Origin of the sequence: Ferrovibrio sp., from assembly GCF_964218355.1 — a bacterium.
GTDB lineage: Bacteria > Pseudomonadota > Alphaproteobacteria > Ferrovibrionales > Ferrovibrionaceae > Ferrovibrio.
Window position 1 is genome coordinate 201479 of record NZ_CAXPMC010000005.1, and the last position, 16075, is coordinate 217553.

18 protein-coding genes are annotated in these 16075 nt (G+C 65.0%); 5 read left to right on the forward strand and 13 right to left on the reverse strand.

Going from position 1 to position 16075, the window contains the following annotated elements; all coding sequences use genetic code 11:
• Window positions 1–48: 48 nt before the first annotated feature.
• The 3 genes from ACEQZY_RS02470 (at window position 49) to ACEQZY_RS02480 (ending at window position 1380) form a co-directional block, all read left to right on the forward strand.
• Entirely contained in the window at window positions 49–456 is a 408-nt protein-coding gene (locus ACEQZY_RS02470; protein WP_341702702.1) for a phasin family protein, read from the forward strand.
• 112 nt (window positions 457–568) lie between these two features.
• Window positions 569–907 carry a tRNA-binding protein gene (locus ACEQZY_RS02475; RefSeq protein WP_341702701.1) on the forward strand — a complete coding sequence of 113 codons (339 nt, stop codon included), beginning with the start codon at window positions 569–571 and terminating at the stop codon, window positions 905–907.
• Between the two features lie 44 nt (window positions 908–951).
• Window positions 952–1380 carry a DUF2914 domain-containing protein gene (locus ACEQZY_RS02480; RefSeq protein ID WP_341702700.1) on the forward strand — a complete coding sequence of 143 codons (429 nt, stop codon included), beginning with the start codon at window positions 952–954 and terminating at the stop codon, window positions 1378–1380.
• Between the two features lie 6 nt (window positions 1381–1386).
• On the opposite strand, the gene ACEQZY_RS02485 is transcribed toward ACEQZY_RS02480, so the two are convergent.
• Genes ACEQZY_RS02485 through ACEQZY_RS02495 form a run of 3 tightly spaced genes read right to left on the reverse strand, consistent with a single transcriptional unit; the run spans window position 1387 to window position 3905 of the window.
• The gene (locus ACEQZY_RS02485) at window positions 1387–2700 is read right to left on the reverse strand and encodes an ATP-binding protein (RefSeq protein WP_341702699.1); all 1314 of its coding nucleotides are present in this window, start codon (window positions 2698–2700) and stop codon (window positions 1387–1389) included.
• Between the two features lie 6 nt (window positions 2701–2706).
• Window positions 2707–3396: a response regulator gene (locus ACEQZY_RS02490; RefSeq protein ID WP_341702698.1), complete on the reverse strand. Its 690-nt coding sequence runs from the start codon at window positions 3394–3396 to the stop codon at window positions 2707–2709.
• 14 nt (window positions 3397–3410) lie between these two features.
• Window positions 3411–3905: a MarR family transcriptional regulator gene (locus ACEQZY_RS02495; protein WP_341702697.1), complete on the reverse strand. Its 495-nt coding sequence runs from the start codon at window positions 3903–3905 to the stop codon at window positions 3411–3413.
• Window positions 3906–4097: 192 nt separating this feature from the next.
• Between ACEQZY_RS02495 and ACEQZY_RS02500 the strand changes: the two genes are divergently transcribed.
• Window positions 4098–4982, forward strand: a complete 885-nt coding sequence (locus ACEQZY_RS02500) for a branched-chain amino acid aminotransferase (RefSeq protein WP_341702696.1) — start codon at window positions 4098–4100, stop codon at window positions 4980–4982.
• Window positions 4983–5019: 37 nt separating this feature from the next.
• Here the strand turns inward: ACEQZY_RS02500 and ACEQZY_RS02505 are convergent, their stop codons facing one another.
• The 8 genes from ACEQZY_RS02505 to uvrB form a co-directional block, all read right to left on the reverse strand.
• Complete coding sequence (locus ACEQZY_RS02505) at window positions 5020–5538, reverse strand: PAS domain-containing protein (RefSeq protein WP_341702695.1); 519 nt, start codon at window positions 5536–5538, stop codon at window positions 5020–5022.
• Between the two features lie 222 nt (window positions 5539–5760).
• Complete coding sequence (locus ACEQZY_RS02510; RefSeq protein ID WP_370152008.1) at window positions 5761–6228, reverse strand: molybdenum cofactor biosynthesis protein MoaE; 468 nt, start codon at window positions 6226–6228, stop codon at window positions 5761–5763.
• Between the two features lie 2 nt (window positions 6229–6230).
• The gene (gene moaD, locus ACEQZY_RS02515; RefSeq protein ID WP_341702693.1) at window positions 6231–6482 is read right to left on the reverse strand and encodes a molybdopterin converting factor subunit 1; all 252 of its coding nucleotides are present in this window, start codon (window positions 6480–6482) and stop codon (window positions 6231–6233) included.
• A gap of 1 nt (window position 6483) precedes the next feature.
• Window positions 6484–7122: a CDP-diacylglycerol--glycerol-3-phosphate 3-phosphatidyltransferase gene (gene pgsA / locus ACEQZY_RS02520; protein WP_341702747.1), complete on the reverse strand. Its 639-nt coding sequence runs from the start codon at window positions 7120–7122 to the stop codon at window positions 6484–6486.
• Between the two features lie 59 nt (window positions 7123–7181).
• A complete protein-coding gene (gene uvrC, locus ACEQZY_RS02525; RefSeq protein WP_370152011.1) occupies window positions 7182–9074 on the reverse strand; it encodes an excinuclease ABC subunit UvrC in 1893 nt (630 codons plus the stop codon).
• A 313-nt stretch (window positions 9075–9387) separates the two neighbouring features.
• On the reverse strand, window positions 9388–9831 hold the full coding sequence (gene folB, locus ACEQZY_RS02530) for a dihydroneopterin aldolase (protein WP_341702691.1): 444 nt from the start codon (window positions 9829–9831) through the stop codon (window positions 9388–9390).
• A 1-nt stretch (window position 9832) separates the two neighbouring features.
• Window positions 9833–10603, reverse strand: coding sequence for an SDR family oxidoreductase (locus tag ACEQZY_RS02535; RefSeq protein WP_370152014.1), 771 nt, complete (start codon window positions 10601–10603; stop codon window positions 9833–9835).
• On the reverse strand, window positions 10600–12840 hold the full coding sequence (gene uvrB / locus ACEQZY_RS02540; RefSeq protein ID WP_370152017.1) for an excinuclease ABC subunit UvrB: 2241 nt from the start codon (window positions 12838–12840) through the stop codon (window positions 10600–10602). The genes ACEQZY_RS02535 and uvrB overlap by 4 nt, the downstream gene beginning before the upstream one ends.
• Before the next feature lie 195 nt (window positions 12841–13035).
• On the opposite strand from uvrB, the gene rfbB reads away from it, so the two are divergent.
• Window positions 13036–14082, forward strand: coding sequence for a dTDP-glucose 4,6-dehydratase (rfbB, locus tag ACEQZY_RS02545; RefSeq protein ID WP_370152020.1), 1047 nt, complete (start codon window positions 13036–13038; stop codon window positions 14080–14082).
• Between the two features lie 40 nt (window positions 14083–14122).
• On the opposite strand, the gene ACEQZY_RS02550 is transcribed toward rfbB, so the two are convergent.
• Window positions 14123–15058, reverse strand: a complete 936-nt coding sequence (locus tag ACEQZY_RS02550; protein WP_341704828.1) for a branched-chain amino acid ABC transporter permease — start codon at window positions 15056–15058, stop codon at window positions 14123–14125.
• A gap of 10 nt (window positions 15059–15068) precedes the next feature.
• Window positions 15069–15950, reverse strand: a complete 882-nt coding sequence (locus ACEQZY_RS02555; RefSeq protein WP_341704829.1) for a branched-chain amino acid ABC transporter permease — start codon at window positions 15948–15950, stop codon at window positions 15069–15071.
• Between the last annotated feature and the right edge of the window lie 125 nt (window positions 15951–16075).

A 16075-nucleotide genomic window follows, 5' to 3' on the forward strand; every position in this document is an offset into this window, starting at 1 on the left:
AATAAAGGTGCTTCTGTCTCACCCCCAACGGACATCATGGAGCCGGATATGACGAAAACCCCTGAGAATCCCTTTGCCGCTTTTGACCTGAACAAGATGCTGGGCGACCTGAAACTGCCCGGATTCGATCCGTCGGCGGTGGCCGCCGCGCAGCAGAAGAATCTCGAGGCGATCGCTGCTGCCAACAAGAAGGCACTGGATGGCTATCAGGCCGTTGCCAAGCGGCAGGCCGAGATCATCCAGGAGAACATGTCCCAGCTGGCCGCGATGATGAAGGCCACGCCGGAGGTCAATGCCGCCAAGCAGGCCGAAGTCCTGCGTCAGGCGGTCGAGAAGGCGGTCGCGCAGATGCGCGAACTGGCCGAGATGGCCGCCAAGACCAACAGCGAGACCTTCGAGACCATCAACAAGCGCATGAACGAAACGATGGAAGAATTCCGCAAGGGCTTCAAGTAACGCCGGAATGACGGTCGTGCCGGCCGGCCGGCCGGTTTGCTGATAACGGGCGGGTGCGCTACAACACCCGCCCGTTCTGCATTCGGCAGGCTGCACGGCAGGGAGGTGCCGCGTGACCACCATCAGCATAGATGACTTCCACAAGGTCGATATCCGTGTCGGCACTATCCGGCAGGCCGAGCCCTATCCCGAAGCCCGGCGCCCGGCGATCAAGCTGTGGGTCGACTTCGGCGGAGAAGTCGGTATCAGGAAATCTTCCGCACAGATCACGCGCCATTACCGTCCCGAACAGCTGATCGGTCGCCAGGTTCTGGCGGTGGTGAATTTCCCGCCGCGGCAGATCGGCAAATTCCTGTCCGAGGTTCTGGTACTCGGTCTGCCTGATTCGGACGGGGAGGTCGTTCTCATCGCACCCGATCAGCCCGTGCCTGATGGCGGCCGAATGTATTGACCGCGCCGGTGTGGCAGCCGACAATCCTCGGACGGGTTCTGCTGATGCATACCATATATAAACTGATCATGCTGGCCGCACTGGCCTGCGTCGCGACGCCGGTTCTGGCGCAGGATCACGATTGCGTGGTGCGGCAGTTCGCCATGGCGCGCAATGTCGTCAATCTCGAGCCGCAGGGTATCATCGACGGCAGCTATCCGAAGGATGCGCAGCGGGCCTATGCCTTCGCCCGTCTCGACTGCACCCAGGTCCAGCAGGGCGGCGAGACCTTCTGGTTCTACTGGGTCTTCGAGGGCCGCGAAGTGGCCAAGTCAAAGGCCCGTGTCGATGTCAGCCGTAACTGGCGCATCTGGTCGCATTCGCGAATCTATCCTGGTGACTGGGCGGTGCTGCTGAAGGACAGCGATGGCCGGCTGCAGGCCGAGCAGAAATTTATAATCCTTCCGACCGAGGATGCCGCCGGCGCCGACTAGGCGGGTTCAGGCAGGCAGACGGATACTGACCCGCAGGCCGCCCAGCGGCGAACGGTCGAGCCTGATTTCCCCACCATGTGCCAGCACCGCATCGCGGGCGATGGTCAGTCCCAGTCCGACATTGCCGCTGCCATGACGGGCCTGGTCGAGGCGATAGAAGGGGCGGAACACCTTGTGGCGTTCCTTTTCCGGGATTCCCGGTCCGTCGTCATCGATATGCAGGTCGATATGGCCGGGATGGCGCTCCACGATCAGGCGCGCAGTCCGCCCGAACCGCAGGGCATTTTCGATCAGGTTCGACAGGGCGCGCTTGAAGCTGAGCCGGCGCAGCATCAGGGTCGGCGGCCGGGTCATATCAAGCTGCAGTTCGCGACCGCGCCGCCGCACATCATCTGCCAGTTCATGCAGCAGGTTGCCAAGATCGGTGGGCTCGGCCGGCTGTTCGCTCTGGCCCCGCGCGAAGGCAAGATAAGCCGCCACCATCTTGTCCATCTCGTCGATGTCGCGTTTCAGTTCCTCGATTTCGCCGCTGCTGCCCATCATGGAAACCTGCAACTTCATCCGCGTCAGCGGCGTGCGCAGGTCATGACTGACGCCGGCCAGCATTTCGGTGCGCTCCCGGATGTGGCGGCGGATGCGGTCACGCATGGCCAGGAAGGCCCGGGCCGCGGCGCGAACCTCCTCGGCACCTGCGGGACGGTAGTCGCGGATTTCACGGCCCTTGCCGAAAGCATCGGCGGCCTCGGCAAGGCGCCGGATCGGCTTGATCTGGTTGCGCAGGAACAGCACCGCGATTCCGAGCAGGATGGTCGAGGCTGCGGCCATCCAGATGATGAAAATGTACGTCGTGCTGGAGAAGACCCGGTTTTCCGGTGCCACGACCCGCATCAGTGCGTCGGGCAGCTGCACATAGATGGCAACGGTTTCGTCGCCGCGCTGCGTATCGATCAGGTAGGGCTGGCTCAGGCGCTCGCCCAGTGCCTGCACCAGCATGCGGTCGAGAATCGAATAGAGGCGCGGCGGAGGCAGGTCGGCGGGGAATTTTCCGTCCGGCATAAAGGAGACCTGCAGCTGCAGGCGGTTCTGCATGGCGATCAGCAGGTTGCCGAAGACAATCGGGTCCGGATGGCGGTCGCGCATTTCGATAATGGTGGCAATCTCGCCGGCCAGACCGAGTGCCAGCCGCCGGGTGACCGTGTCCCAGTGGCGTTCATAGAAGATGTAGGTCAGCAGCGCCTGCAGCAGCACAATGGGCGCGAGCAGCAGCAGCAGCCAGCGGCCAAATAGGGTGCGCGGCAGCAGGCGCTTGATCAGGCGCATGGCGGCCTATTCCAGCCAGAGTACATAACCCTCGCCCCAGACGGTCTGCAGATAGCGAGGGTTGCGCGGGTCGCTTTCGATCTTGCGGCGCAGGCGGGTGATCTGCACGTCGACAGCACGGCTTTCGGCAGTGGTGCCAGGTTCGGACAGGGCCGCCCGCGGCACCGTGGCACCGGGCGTGCGACCCAGGATGCGCAGCAGCTGGGCCTCTCCGGTGGTCAGCGGCACGATATGGCCGTCGCGCTTCAGTTCGCCGCGCACCAGATCGAAGGCGAAATCCCCGAACCGTATGATCTGGGTCGGCGGAGCCGGAGCCGGCTGGGCCGCGCGTTTGAGGATCGCGTTGATCCGCAGGGTCAGCTCACGCGGTTCAAAGGGTTTGGGCAGGTAATCATCGGCGCCGGTTTCAAGGCCCCGGATGCGGTCTTCGGCCTCGCCGCGTGCCGTCAGCAGAATGACCGGCACATGGTTCTGGCGCTGTCGCAGCCCGGCAACGAATTCGAAGCCGTCCTGGCCGGGCATCATCACGTCGACCACCAGCAGGTCGAAACTGATGGCGGCCATCTTGGCAGCGGCGTCGCCCGCATCCTCGGCCGTCGTTACCCGGCAGGACTGGCCGGTCAGGAAACGGGCCAGCAGGGTGCGGATGCGCTCGTCGTCATCGACGACAAGGATATGCGGCTCGGCCTGGTCCATGGCGGGCCGCTGGCTCAGCGTCGCTGGATGGCGCGCAGGATGGCCGGCCGGTCCGGTTCGTCGATCAGCCCGGCCAGCACCTTGCGATAGCCGGCCACCGCCTCGGCGCCCGCCTCGCGATAGGCCATGGCAACCTTGGCCTGCTGAACGGCGCTGATCTGGTGCTCGAGGGCCTTGCCGGATTCGGTCAGGAACAGCTGGCGCTGGCGCCGGTCGCGGGTGCCCTGCTGCTGGCGGACGAAGTCGCCCTCGACCAGGGCCGAAAGGACCCGTGACAGGCTCTGCTTGGTGATGCGCAGGATGCCGAGCAGCTCGGCCACGGTGATACCGGGATTGCCGCCGATGAAATGCAGGGCCCGGTGGTGGGCCCGCCCGAAGCCGTAGCGTTCGAGAATCTCGTCCGGCCCCCGGGTGAAATCGCGATAGGCATAGAACAGCAGTTCGATCCCCTGGCGGAGCTCGTCCTCGCGCAGGAACAGGGGGTTAGCCAGCGATTTCAGATCAGTCATGTTCTCTTATATCGCCCAAAGAGATAGCTGCTATCAAGTCGGTCGGCGCGATAGACTGCCGGCAGGGGCAATCGGGCCGTCACGAAAAATATGGCAGTAGTGTTGACATATTTCGATCAGAATGTTACCTGTTGCACCAAGCTTTGGTAATAATAATACCAAACCGTCCGTTTTCGCCAATGGAGCAGACCCATGTCCCTGATCCCGTATGATGACCGCGATGGCTTTATCTGGTTCGACGGTCAGCTGATTCCGTTCCGTGATGCCAAGTTGCATGTGCTGACGCATGCCCTGCATTACGCCTCCTGCGTCTTCGAGGGCGAACGCGCCTATGACGGCGAGGTGTTCCACCTGACCGAACACAGCCAGCGCCTCTGGGATTCGGCCAAGCTGATGGATTTCACGCTGCCTTACTCGGTGGCTGAGATCGACGCGGCAACCCGGGCCGTCGTGGCGGCCAACAAGATGCCGAGCTGCTATGTGCGCCCGGTCGCCTGGCGCGGCTCGGAGATGATGGGCGTGTCGGCCCAGAACAACAAGATCCACGTTGCCATCGCGGTATGGGAATGGCCGAGCTATTTCTCGCCGGAAGCCAAGATGAAGGGCCTGCGTCTGCAGATCAGCGACTGGCGCCGGCCGGCACCGAACACCGCCCCGACCAGGGCGAAGGCCGCGGGACTGTACATGATCTGCACGCTGTCCAAGCACAAGGCCGAGCGCGAGGGCTATCAGGATGCGCTGATGCTCGACTGGCGCGGCCAGATTGCCGAAGCAACCGGCGCCAACATATTTTTCGCCAAGGACGGCAAGCTGCATACGCCGACCCCGGACTGCTTCCTGGACGGCATCACCCGCCGCGCCGTGATTGCCATGGCAAAGGCGCGCGGCATCGAGGTGATCGAGCGGGCGATCCAGCCGGAAGAGATGGCTGGCTTCCAGGAATGTTTCCTGACCGGAACGGCGGCAGAGGTAACCCCGGTTTCCGAAATCGGCCCCTACAAGTTCACGCCGGCGGCGATCTGCAAGCAGCTGCTGGCCGATTTCGACACGGCAACCCGGCAGAAGGCGGCTGCCTGATCCGGAATTCCGCAGGAAACGGATGCGCGGCCGCCGGCTATCCGGCGGCCGTTTGCATGACCGGGCAGTAGAATTCGTACTGGAAACCGCTGACCCGTTCATCGGGCTGCAGCCGCTGGCCGACCAGCCCGCCCAGCAGCATGTCGATCGACTGGCCGTCCGCCGAAAGCGGCAGCAGCAGCGATTCAAAGCCCAGCGAGCGGCCGCTGGGTGCGACGGCGTATTCCCCGACGGCGTAGGCCGGACCATGGGTCTGCAGGGGGATCGAAAAGAACCGTTCGACCTCTTCCGCATTGGTGCCGAACAGGTCCTCGTCGACCAGGCGGCGGGTGGTTTCCTGGCCGAAAGCGCCGACGATGCCGGTGCCGACCAGACGGAACTGGAAGCGCAGCGGCTGGTGCTGGATGTCGATCAGGGAAACGAACTGCAGAAACGGCACCATCTCGTCCGGCTGCAGGTCGTGGCGGGCCGGCAGCCGGCCAAGAAGGCGTTCCTTGGCCTCCCAATAGGCCAGCAGGCCACGCAGCGACTTGCTTCGGATGCGGCTGGACGTCACGGACCGGACCACCTCTACACGCGGGATATGCGGATCAGACGGACTGCTCATTGGAATGCCGACTCGAAGCTATTACGACAAACCTTGGCGGGAGTCAGCTATTGCAGCCCCTACTATGTGTACTCAGGCTGTGCGGTCCCGCATCCCGGCCATGACAACACACGCCAGCACCGTAGTAAACGGATATAAAATTAACCGAAGGTGGTGGATGTGCCGGGCGCCTCAGCGATCCCAGCGAGCCGCCGCGTCATCGTCACTGGTTTTGGCTTCGACCCACCGCCGCGTGGTCCCGTCCTCTTCCAGCTTCCAGAATGGTGCCCTGGTCTTCAGCCAGTCGACCAGGAAGGCCGCCGCTTCAAAGGCCGCCTGCCGGTGGGGCGAGGCGGTGACGACGAGGACGATACGGTCGCCCGGGGCCAGCGGGCCGTGCCGGTGGATGACGAGGCAGGCTTCCAGCGGCCAGCGCTGCCGCGCCTCGGCAACGATGGCCTCAAGCTGGCGTTCGGTCATGCCGGGATAATGCTCCAGCGTCATCCGTGCCGTGCCGGCCTCGCTGCCAGCGGCCGGCGGGGCAAAGTCGCGCACCAGTCCGGTGAAGCTGACCACGGCGCCGATCTGAGTGTTGCCGGCGGCGATCCGGTCGATTTCCGCGCCGGGCTCGAAATCCTCGCGCTGCACCCGGACAGTCATGGTCAGCCCCCGGTGACAGGCGGAAACAGCGCCACTTCGTCGCCCGGCGCGACCGGCTGGTCGGGGGTGGCATAGTCCTGGTTGACGGCGACCCGCACCATTGCCGGATCTGCCAGGGCGGCAGCATGCAGATCGCTGCGCCCGCGCAGCCAGGTGACGAGATCGGCCACCGTGCGAATCTCCGATGGCGGCGTCAGTGTTTCCTCGGCGACACCGACCCGTTCGCGCAGGGCGGCGAAATACAGGATGCGCATGTCAGTCGGCGCCTTTTTCCGCAGGCTGGCCGACCGGCGGCGGGGCGCCGGCCGGTGCCTCCTGCGCCGGCGATGCCGGGTGCGGCTCGGCAGCCATATGGCGCAGGCCGGCCTGCAGATAATCCCATCCGGTATAGAGGGTCAGCACGGCTGCGACCCAGATGCCGATCTCGCCCAGCAGGCGGATCGGAAAGCCTTCCGGGCCGTAATCACCGACGATCAGAATGCCCAGTGCGACCAGCTGTACCGCGGTCTTCCATTTGGCCAGGCGCGAGACCGGCACCTTGACCCGCAGTTCGGCAAGAAACTCGCGCAGGCCGGTAACGGTGATCTCGCGGCACATGATGACGACGGCGGCCAGGCTGGTGATCGTGTCGATGCGCTCGAAGGCGATCAGCATCAGGATGACGGCGGCGACCAGCAGCTTGTCGGCGACCGGGTCAAGGAAGCGGCCGAGATCGGACATCTGGCCCCATTTGCGGGCGAGATAGCCATCGAACCAGTCCGTGATGCCGGCGGCCGCGAACAGGGCCAGCGGCACCCAGGCGCTCCAGGCGCCGGGCAGGAAAAATGCCGCGCAGATTGCCGGAATTGCCAGGATGCGCGAGACGGTCAGGATGTTCGGAAGGCCATTCAGCATCGCCGGCAAGTATCGCATGGCCGGCCAGCCGGTGCCAGAGCCGGACCGGAGGACGGCCGTCACCCGCCGTTAAAGTGATCGTAAATCCGCTGCGCCATTGCATGGCTGACACCGGGTACGGCCTCGAGATCCACGAGGCCCGCCTGCGCCACCGCCTTGGCCGAGCCGAAATGCAGCAGCAGGGCTTTCTTGCGGGCGGCACCGATGCCGGAAATTTCGTCGAGCGGGGAGCGGATCTGGTCCTTCGCCCGTTTTGCCCGGTGCGTGCCGATGGCGAAGCGGTGGGCCTCGTCGCGCAGCCGCTGCAGGAAGAACAGCACCGGATGGCGCGGTTCCAGCATGAAGGGCTCGCGGCCCGGCAGGAAAAACTGCTCGCGGCCGGCATTGCGGTCGGGCCCCTTGGCGATGCCGACCACCGGCACGTCGTCGACCCCCAGTTCGCGCATCACTTCCAGCACGGCGCCCAGCTGGCCTTTGCCGCCATCGATCAGCAGCAGGTCCGGCCAGTCGCCTTCCTCGCGATCGGCGTCTTCCTTCAGCAGGCGCTGGAAGCGGCGGGTCAGCACCTGCTTCATCATGCCGTAATCGTCGCCGGGTTCGACCTCGTCGCCCTTGATATTGAATTTGCGATAGGCGTTCTTGCGCAGGCCTTCCGGTCCGGCGACGATCATCGCGCCGATCGCATGCCGGCCCATGATGTGGCTGTTGTCATAGACCTCGATCCGTTCGGGCGGCGCTTCCAGGCCGAACAGGTCGGCGACGCCCTCCAGCAGCTTGAGCTGGGTACTGGTTTCGGCCAGGCGGCGGCGCAGGGCATCGCGGGCATTGGTGACGGCATACTCGATCAGGTCGCGTTTGGCGCCGCGTTGCGGCTGGTGCAGTTCGATCTTGCGGCCGGCATGCCTGGTCAGGGCCTCCTCGATCAGGGCGGCATTCTCCACCGGGTGGCTGATCAGCACCAGCCGGGCCGGTTCGCGGGCGGCATAGAACTGGCCGATGAAGGCATCCAGCACCTCGCTGGTCTCCGCCTCGCGGGCATGGGCGGGAAAATAGGCGCGGTTGCCGAAATTCTGCCCGGCCCGGAAAAAGAACACCTGCACGCAGACCAGTCCGCCTTCGGCATGCAGGCCGATCACATCGGCATCGCCGATCTCGGCGAGGTTGATGTCCTGTTTCTGGGTAATGTGGGCCAGGGCCCGGATACGGTCGCGCAGATCGGCGGCGGTCTCGAAATCGAGGACTTCGCTGGCGGCCTGCATCCGTTGCTGCCAGCCATCGAGGATGCCGCGGTCGCGCCCCTGCAGGAAATCGCGGGCCTCGTCGACCAGCCGGCCATAATCCGCGGCCGAGATGCGCTGCACGCAGGGGGCCCGGCAGCGTTTGATCTGGTATTGCAGGCAGGGGCGGGTGCGTGCGGCGAATTCGCTGTCGCTGCAGTTGCGCAACGGAAAGGCCCGGGCCAGCGCGTTCAGCATGGTATTGACGGCGCCGGTGGAGGCGAAGGGCCCGAAATAATCCCCGGGGATGTTGCGGGCGCCGCGGTGTTTGGTGATGCGCGGGAAGTCGTGGTCGCGGGCAACCAGGATATAGGGGAAGGATTTGTCGTCCTTCAGCAGCACGTTGAAGGGCGGCTGCAGCTTCTTGATGAGGTTGGCCTCGAGCAGCAGGGCCTCGGCCTCGGTATGGGTGGTGATGACCTCGACGCTCACCACCTGGCGGACCATGCGCAGGATACGGATGCTCAGGCCGGCCGGCTTGGTATAGGCGGCGACCCGCTTGCGCAGGCTGCGGGCCTTGCCGACATACAGGACCGCGCCGGCAGCATCGATCATGCGGTAGACGCCGGGGCCCATCGGCAGGGTCCGCAGATGCCGGGCAATGGCGGTGGCCCCGATCTGACCCGGATGCGGGCTGCCCGGACCGTCCGGCGACTCGTCCTCGATCTCAGTCATGCGCAGAACCATACTCAGAAAAGGTCAATGATTACACGGCGTTGACAAAAGCGTCCCAAGCCTGTGGATAACTTTGTGGGGAAACACCGCATCCAGGGCCGGATTGTATCGTTTCAGAAGCCGCCGCTCGCGGGCACAGTACCCCGTATGGTTTGCAAGCTATTGATTTATAATTTGATTGTACGGTTATGCACAGGCTGCAGCCAATGGTCGGGGCGAATCGGGGCAGGGCGGACGATCCGGGCGCTCCTGTGCACAACCTGTGCCCGCCGGCCGTGCAAAATGGCAGAGTCAAGCGGCAGGCATGGGACGTTCACACAATTCCAGATTGCTTCCTGTTCCGGTCGATCTCAACCCCGACTCCTGCCGCTTCGGCAATTGCCACCGGCTTTTCCACCCGCACGCGGCAGCGTTCCACCCGGGAATCCTCGAGGCAGATGGCGGCAAGGCGTTCCGCGAGGGTTTCCACCAGCTCGACATGGCCGTCGGCCAGCAGGGCCTTTGCCCTGGTCACCAGCTGCTCGTAGCAGACCACCTCGGCATAGCTCTGGGGCGGCCGGCCCGGGGTCTCGGTTACCCAGAGTTCCATATTGATCAGGATTTTCTGGGATTTCTGGCGTTCCTGGGGGTAGATCCCGATCAGGCCATCGAGCAGCAGATCGCGCACAAAAACGCGCCGCAGGGGGCGGCCGGGTTCGGCAATGGCCGGGACCGGGATTTCGGCCCAGGCTGCACGGGCGCGGTCATGGATCGTCATCTCATTCCTCCAGATCCGCAGGATCGGATGACAGCGGGCCGCCGGCCTGCTGCCAGGGCAGGTGCTGGCCGCCATCAAGGGCGATCATCTGGCCCGTGACGGCCGGGGCGTCAAGCAGGAATCCGACCGCTGCGGCAATCTCGCCCGGCTCGGCGCCCCGCTGCAGCGGCGTGGATTTCCACTGGCGGGCGAACTGTTCCGGCGACTGGTGCGGGCTGGGCAGCACCGGGCCGGGCCCGATGGCATTGACCCGGATGCGCGGCGCCAGCGCCATGGCCAGCGTCTGGGTCAGGGTCCACAGCCCGGCCTTGGACACGGTGTAGGAGGCGAAATGCGGGGTCAGGCGCCAGACCCGCATGTCGATAATGTTGACGATGCTGCCCGCCACCCCTTCGGGCAGCTGCGCGGCAAAGGCCTGCGACAGGAAGAAGGGCGCCTTCAGGTTGGTGTCGAGATGGCGGTCCCAGCTGTCTTCAGTCGCCGTCTCGACATGATCGTAATCGAACAGCGAGGCATTGTTGACCAGCACCGACAGCGGGCCCAGCGCGGCCGTGGCCTGCGGCACCAGATTCGCGACCGCATGGTGGTCGGCAAGGTCGGCCTGAACCACGGCGGCGCGACCGCCGCGGGCAACGATGCCGGATACCACCGCTTCGGCTTCGTCGCGCGACCGGTTGCAGTGCACGGCAACGGCCAGTCCGCGGGCCGCCAGCGTTTCGGCGATGGCGCGTCCGATCCGCACGGCGCCGCCGGTGACAAGGGCCGCGGTCATTTCTTGCGACCGCCGCGATAGGTGCGGCGCGAACCGGCCTTGCCGGCGGTCGAGCGTCCCACCGGCCGGATTGCGGCAGCGCCATCCTCGGCAAAGCCGAGCGGTTTCAGTGCCATGCTGCCACCCGGGACTTCCAGTTCGTTCATTTCCAGCCGCTTGATCTCGTCGCGCAGGCGGGCCGCTTCCTCGAATTCGAGATTGCCGGCGGCCTCGCGCATGCGGTTTTCCAGCTCGGCAAGATAGGCCTTCAGATTGTGGCCGACCAGATGACCATCGCGGGCGGCGCCGGCATCCACCGTGTAATGATCCTGCTCGTAGACCGATTGCAGGATGTCGCCGATCTGCTTCTTCACGCTTTCCGGCGTGATGCCGTGCTCGGCATTGTAGGCCATCTGCTTGTTGCGGCGGCGGTCGGTCTCGTCCAGAGCCCGCCGCATGCTGTCGGTGATCTTGTCGGCATAGAGGATGACACGGCCGTCGACATTGCGGGCGGCGCGGCCGATGGTCTGGATCAGCGATGTCTCCGAGCGCAGGAACCCTTCCTTGTCGGCATCGAGGATGGCAACAAGACCGCATTCCGGGATATCGAGGCCTTCGCGCAGCAGGTTGATGCCGATCAGGACATCGAACACGCCCAGCCGCAGATCGCGGATGATCTCGATGCGCTCCAGCGTGTCGATATCGGAATGCAGGTAGCGCACCTTGAGGCCGACCTCGGTCATGTACTCGGTCAGATCCTCGGCCATGCGCTTGGTCAGGGTGGTGACCAGCACGCGGTAACCACGGCGGATCACCTCGCGGCACTCGGCCAGCAGGTCGTCGACCTGGTGCTCGACCGGCCGGATATCGACCGGCGGATCGATCAGGCCGGTCGGGCGGATCACCTGTTCGATGAAGACGCCGCCGGTCCGTTCCAGTTCCCACTTGCCCGGCGTGGCCGAGACGAAGATGGTCTGCGGCCGCAGGCGATCCCATTCCTGGAAGCGCAGCGGCCGGTTGTCGATGCAGGAAGGCAGGCGGAAGCCGTATTCCGCCAGCGTCGCCTTGCGCCTGAAGTCGCCGCGGAACATGCCGCCGATCTGCGGTACCGAGACATGGCTCTCGTCGACGAACAGCAGGGAGTCTTCGGGCAGGTATTCGAACAGGGTCGGCGGCGGCTCGCCTGGCTGGCGCCCGGTCAGGTAACGCGAATAGTTCTCGATGCCGGCACAGGCGCCGGTTGCCGCCATCATCTCGAGGTCGAAGCTGGTGCGCTGTTCCAGACGCTGCGCTTCCACCAGGCGTCCCATCCTGGTCAGCTGATCGAGGCGCAGATGCAGGTCCTTCTTGATGATCTCCATCGCCTGCTGCAGCGTCGGCTTCGGGATCACATAGTGGCTGTTGGCATACAGCCTGACCGTCTTCAGGTCGCCGGTGCGGTGCCCGGTGAGCGGATCGAACTCGGCAATGCTTTCCAGCTCGTCGCCGAACAGCGACAGCCGCCAGGCGCGGTCTTCCATATGGGACGGGAAAATCTCGATGCTGTCGCCCCGCACCCGGAAGGTGCCGCGGGCGAAGGCTGCATCGTTGCGCTTGTACTGCAGGTCGACCAGCCGGCGCAGCAGCTCGTCGCGGGCAATGGCCTGGCCGGCATCCAGCTGCAGGGTCATCGCCGTGTAGGTCTCGACCGAGCCGATACCGTAGATGCAGGACACCGAGGCGACGATGATCACGTCATCACGCTCGAACAGGGCGCGCGTTGCCGAATGCCGCATGCGGTCGATCTGCTCGTTGATCGAGGAATCTTTCTCGATGTATGTGTCGCTGCGCGGCACATAGGCTTCCGGCTGGTAATAGTCGTAATACGAGACGAAGTATTCCACCGCATTGTTGGGGAAAAAGGCCTTCATCTCGCCGTAGAGCTGGGCGGCCAGGGTTTTGTTATGGGCGAGGATCAGGGCCGGCCGGCCGGTGCGGGCGATCACCTGGGCCATGGTAAAGGTCTTGCCGGAGCCGGTGACGCCGAGCAGCACCTGGTCGCGCTCGGCCGCCGTCAGCCCCTCGACCAGCTCGCCGATCGCCTGCGGCTGGTCGCCCCGCGGCTCATAAGGGGCCTGCAGGTCATAGGCGATGCCACCTTCACCCTTGGGCGGGCGATCCGGCCGGTGTGGCGTGAATGCGGGAAAGTTCGCATCCGCGAAACGGTCCGGGTCCTCGATCTCGCGGGCAACGCTGTCTGTTTTCGGGGCCTGACTCATGGCTGCCAATATGGGGTGGCCGGCGCCCCGCGCCAAGCGCCGGAACAGCCCGGCGTCGGGCTTTTGACCGGGGGCCACCGGCTGCTGCCAGCACGCTGTCAGCAGCCGGCCGGGGCTTCCGGGCCGCCGGCGCCTCCGTTATACAGGGCTTCTGGACGGACCCCGCCAGATCCCGCCATAACCGCGTGAAGGGCCATGACCGTAATCGTAACCGGCGGTGCCGGATTTATCGGATCGGCGCTGGTGCGCCGGCTGAATGCCCGGGGGCAGCGGGTGGTGACCATCGACAAGCTGACCTATGCCGGCAATCCGGACAATCTGGCCGGGCTGCCACAGCCGGAGCTGCACCGGTTCGAGCAGGTGGACATCTGCGACCGGGGGGCGATCCGGCGCATCTATGCCGAGACGAAGCCGCAGGCGGTTTACCATCTGGCGGCCGAGAGCCATGTCGACCGTTCGATCGACAGCCCGGCGCCCTTCATCGAGACCAATGTGACCGGTTCGCTCGTCCTGCTGGAAGCGGCGCTCGACCACTGGCGCGGACTGGACGCCACGGCGCAGCGGCAGTTCCGGCATCTGCAGGTTTCAACGGATGAGGTCTATGGCGAACTGGGTGAGACCGGCCTGTTCGGCGAGGACAGCCCCTACAGGCCCAACTCGCCCTATGCGGCCAGCAAGGCGGCGGCCGACCATCTGGCCCGCGCCTTCGGGCGGACCTATGGCCTGCCGGTGCTGGTCACCAACTGCGGCAACAATTACGGGCCGCACCAGTTTCCGGAAAAGCTGGTCCCGCTGACCATCCTGAATGCGCTGGAGGGCAAGGATCTGCCGGTCTATGGCAAGGGCCTGCAGGTGCGCGACTGGATCCATGTCGACGACCATGCCGCGGCCCTGCAGCTGGCGGTCGAGAAGGGCCGCCCGGGCGAGACCTATCTGGTCGGCGCCCGTGGCGAGCAGCGCAATATCGACCTGGTGCACAGGCTCTGCGCCATCCTCGACGCATTGCGGCCGCGCAATGATGGCGTGGGGTATGCGACGCAGATCCGCTTCGTTACAGACCGTCCGGGCCACGATGCCCGCTATGCCATCGAGCCGGCGAAATGCGAGCGCGAACTCGGCTGGCGGCCGGTTTACGACGTCGATGCCGGCATGCGTGCCACCGTGCAGTGGTATCTCGACAACGGCGACTGGTGCCGGCGGGCGACCGAAACCTACGGCCGCCAGCGCATCGGCCTGGGCTAGGCCAGGCTAGGCGGCCGATCTTACCCGGCAGGCAGCCCGCTCAGGCCTGGCCGCGGCGGCTCTGCCACCAGGCCTGGATTTCGCCGACGATGCCACGGCGGAACACCATGACCACCACCACGAAGATGCCGCCCTGGATCACCAGCACCCATTCGCCGATTCCGGCGAGGTAATTCTGCATGGTGATGATCACGCCGGCGCCGACGATCGGCCCGAATACCGTGCCCATGCCGCCGACCAGGGTCATCAGCACCACCTCGCCGGACATCTGCCAGGCGACATCGGTCAGCGAGGCGAGCTGGAACACCACCGCCTTGGTGGCGCCTGCCATGCCGGCCAGTGCCGCCGACAGCACGAAGGCGACCAGCTTGTACTGGTCGACCCGGTAGCCCAGCGAAACGGCGCGCGGCTCGTTCTCGCGGATCGCCTTCAGAATCTGGCCGAACGGCGAATGGATGGTGCGCCAGATCACCAGGAAGCCGAAAGCGAAGATCGCCAGCACGACATAGTAGAGGTTGATGTCGTCGCTGGTATCGATGATGCCGAAAGCGGCGCGGCGCGGAATCGCCTGGATGCCGTCTTCGCCGCCCGTGAACGGCGCCTGTACGCAGAAGAAATAGAACATCTGCGCCAGCGCCAGCGTTACCATCGCGAAATAGATGCCCTGCCGGCGGATCGCCAGGGCGCCGGCCGCCACGCCCAGCAGCGCGGCGCAGGCCGTGCCGGCAAGGATCCCGAATTCCGGCGTCCAGCCCCAGACCTTGACGACATGGCCGCTGATATAGGCGGCGCCGCCGAAGAACATGGCGTGGCCGAAAGACAGCAGGCCGACATAACCGATCAGCAGGTTGAAGGCCAGCGCGAACAGTGCGAAGCACAGCACCTTCATCAGGAAGACGGGGTAGATCAGCATCGGGGCAACGAGGCCGATGGCGATCAGCGCGGCGAAGATCAGCAGGTCGCGGTTCTTGGTCATGGCGCGGATCTCACTTGGGCGTGCCGAACAGGCCGGCCGGCTTCAGCATCAGCACGATGGCCATGATGATGAAAATGACGGTGTTGGAGGCTTCCGGATAGAAGACCTTGGTCAGGCCCTCGATGATGCCGAGCCCGAAGCCGGTGACGATGGCGCCGAGGATCGAGCCCATGCCACCGATCACCACCACGGCGAAAACGATGATGATCAGGTTCGAGCCCATCAGCGGGCTGACATTGTAAGCCGGTGCCGCCAGCACGCCGGCCAGCGCCGCCAGGCCGACGCCGAAGCCATAGGTCAGCGTGATCATGCGCGGCACATTGATGCCGAAAGCCTGCACCAGGTCGGGGCGCTCGGTGGCGGCGCGCAGATACGAGCCGAGCTTGGTGCGTTCGATCATGAACCAGGTGGCGAAGCAGATGATCAGCGAGGCGACGACGATCCAGGCCCGGTAGTTCGGCAGGAACATGAACCCGAGATTGTTGCCACCCGGCAGCGGGTTGGCATAGGGCTGGCCTGACGAGCCGAATTGCTGGCGGAACAGGCCCTCGAAAATCAGGGCGAGGCCGAAGGTCAGCAGCAGGCCGTAGAGATGGTCGAGATGGTATAGGCGTTTCAGGAACAGCCGTTCGACGACGATGCCGGTGGCGCCGACGATGATCGGCGCCAGGATCAGGGCCCCCCAGTAGGGAATGCCGGCCCAGTTGAGCAGCATCCAGGCGCAGAAGGCGCCCATCATGTACTGCGCGCCGTGGGCGAAGTTGATGACATTGAGCAGGCCGAAGATCACCGCCAGCCCGAGACTGAGCATGGCGTAAAACGCCCCGTTGATCAGGCCGAGCAGCAGCTGGCCGAATAGGGCCTGCGGCGGTATGCCGAGCAGTTCGAACATTGCCGGAATGTCCCCTCTTGACGCTTTGTCCCTGTTATCCGCCGGATCGGCAGTCTTTGAGATTGCGGCCGCCGGGCCGCAATCTGCAAGGCTGCGGACCGCCTGCCGGAGCCGCCACGCGGCTC

Coding starts and splice junctions, on each gene's coding strand:
- uvrC (WP_370152011.1), bottom strand. CDS start 9,074: ATGACTGAGATCGAGGACGAGTCGCCGGACGGTCCGGGCAGCCCGCAT.
- ACEQZY_RS02485 (WP_341702699.1), bottom strand. CDS start 2,700: ATGCGCCTGATCAAGCGCCTGCTGCCGCGCACCCTATTTGGCCGCTGG.
- ACEQZY_RS02470 (WP_341702702.1), top strand. CDS start 49: ATGACGAAAACCCCTGAGAATCCCTTTGCCGCTTTTGACCTGAACAAG.
- uvrB (WP_370152017.1), bottom strand. CDS start 12,840: ATGAGTCAGGCCCCGAAAACAGACAGCGTTGCCCGCGAGATCGAGGAC.
- moaD (WP_341702693.1), bottom strand. CDS start 6,482: ATGCGCATCCTGTATTTCGCCGCCCTGCGCGAACGGGTCGGTGTCGCC.
- ACEQZY_RS02510 (WP_370152008.1), bottom strand. CDS start 6,228: ATGACTGTCCGGGTGCAGCGCGAGGATTTCGAGCCCGGCGCGGAAATC.
- ACEQZY_RS02480 (WP_341702700.1), top strand. CDS start 952: ATGCATACCATATATAAACTGATCATGCTGGCCGCACTGGCCTGCGTC.
- folB (WP_341702691.1), bottom strand. CDS start 9,831: ATGACGATCCATGACCGCGCCCGTGCAGCCTGGGCCGAAATCCCGGTC.
- ACEQZY_RS02490 (WP_341702698.1), bottom strand. CDS start 3,396: ATGGACCAGGCCGAGCCGCATATCCTTGTCGTCGATGACGACGAGCGC.
- ACEQZY_RS02495 (WP_341702697.1), bottom strand. CDS start 3,905: ATGACTGATCTGAAATCGCTGGCTAACCCCCTGTTCCTGCGCGAGGAC.
- ACEQZY_RS02500 (WP_341702696.1), top strand. CDS start 4,098: ATGTCCCTGATCCCGTATGATGACCGCGATGGCTTTATCTGGTTCGAC.
- ACEQZY_RS02550 (WP_341704828.1), bottom strand. CDS start 15,058: ATGACCAAGAACCGCGACCTGCTGATCTTCGCCGCGCTGATCGCCATC.
- ACEQZY_RS02535 (WP_370152014.1), bottom strand. CDS start 10,603: ATGACCGCGGCCCTTGTCACCGGCGGCGCCGTGCGGATCGGACGCGCC.
- rfbB (WP_370152020.1), top strand. CDS start 13,036: ATGACCGTAATCGTAACCGGCGGTGCCGGATTTATCGGATCGGCGCTG.
- pgsA (WP_341702747.1), bottom strand. CDS start 7,122: ATGCTGAATGGCCTTCCGAACATCCTGACCGTCTCGCGCATCCTGGCA.
- ACEQZY_RS02555 (WP_341704829.1), bottom strand. CDS start 15,950: ATGTTCGAACTGCTCGGCATACCGCCGCAGGCCCTATTCGGCCAGCTG.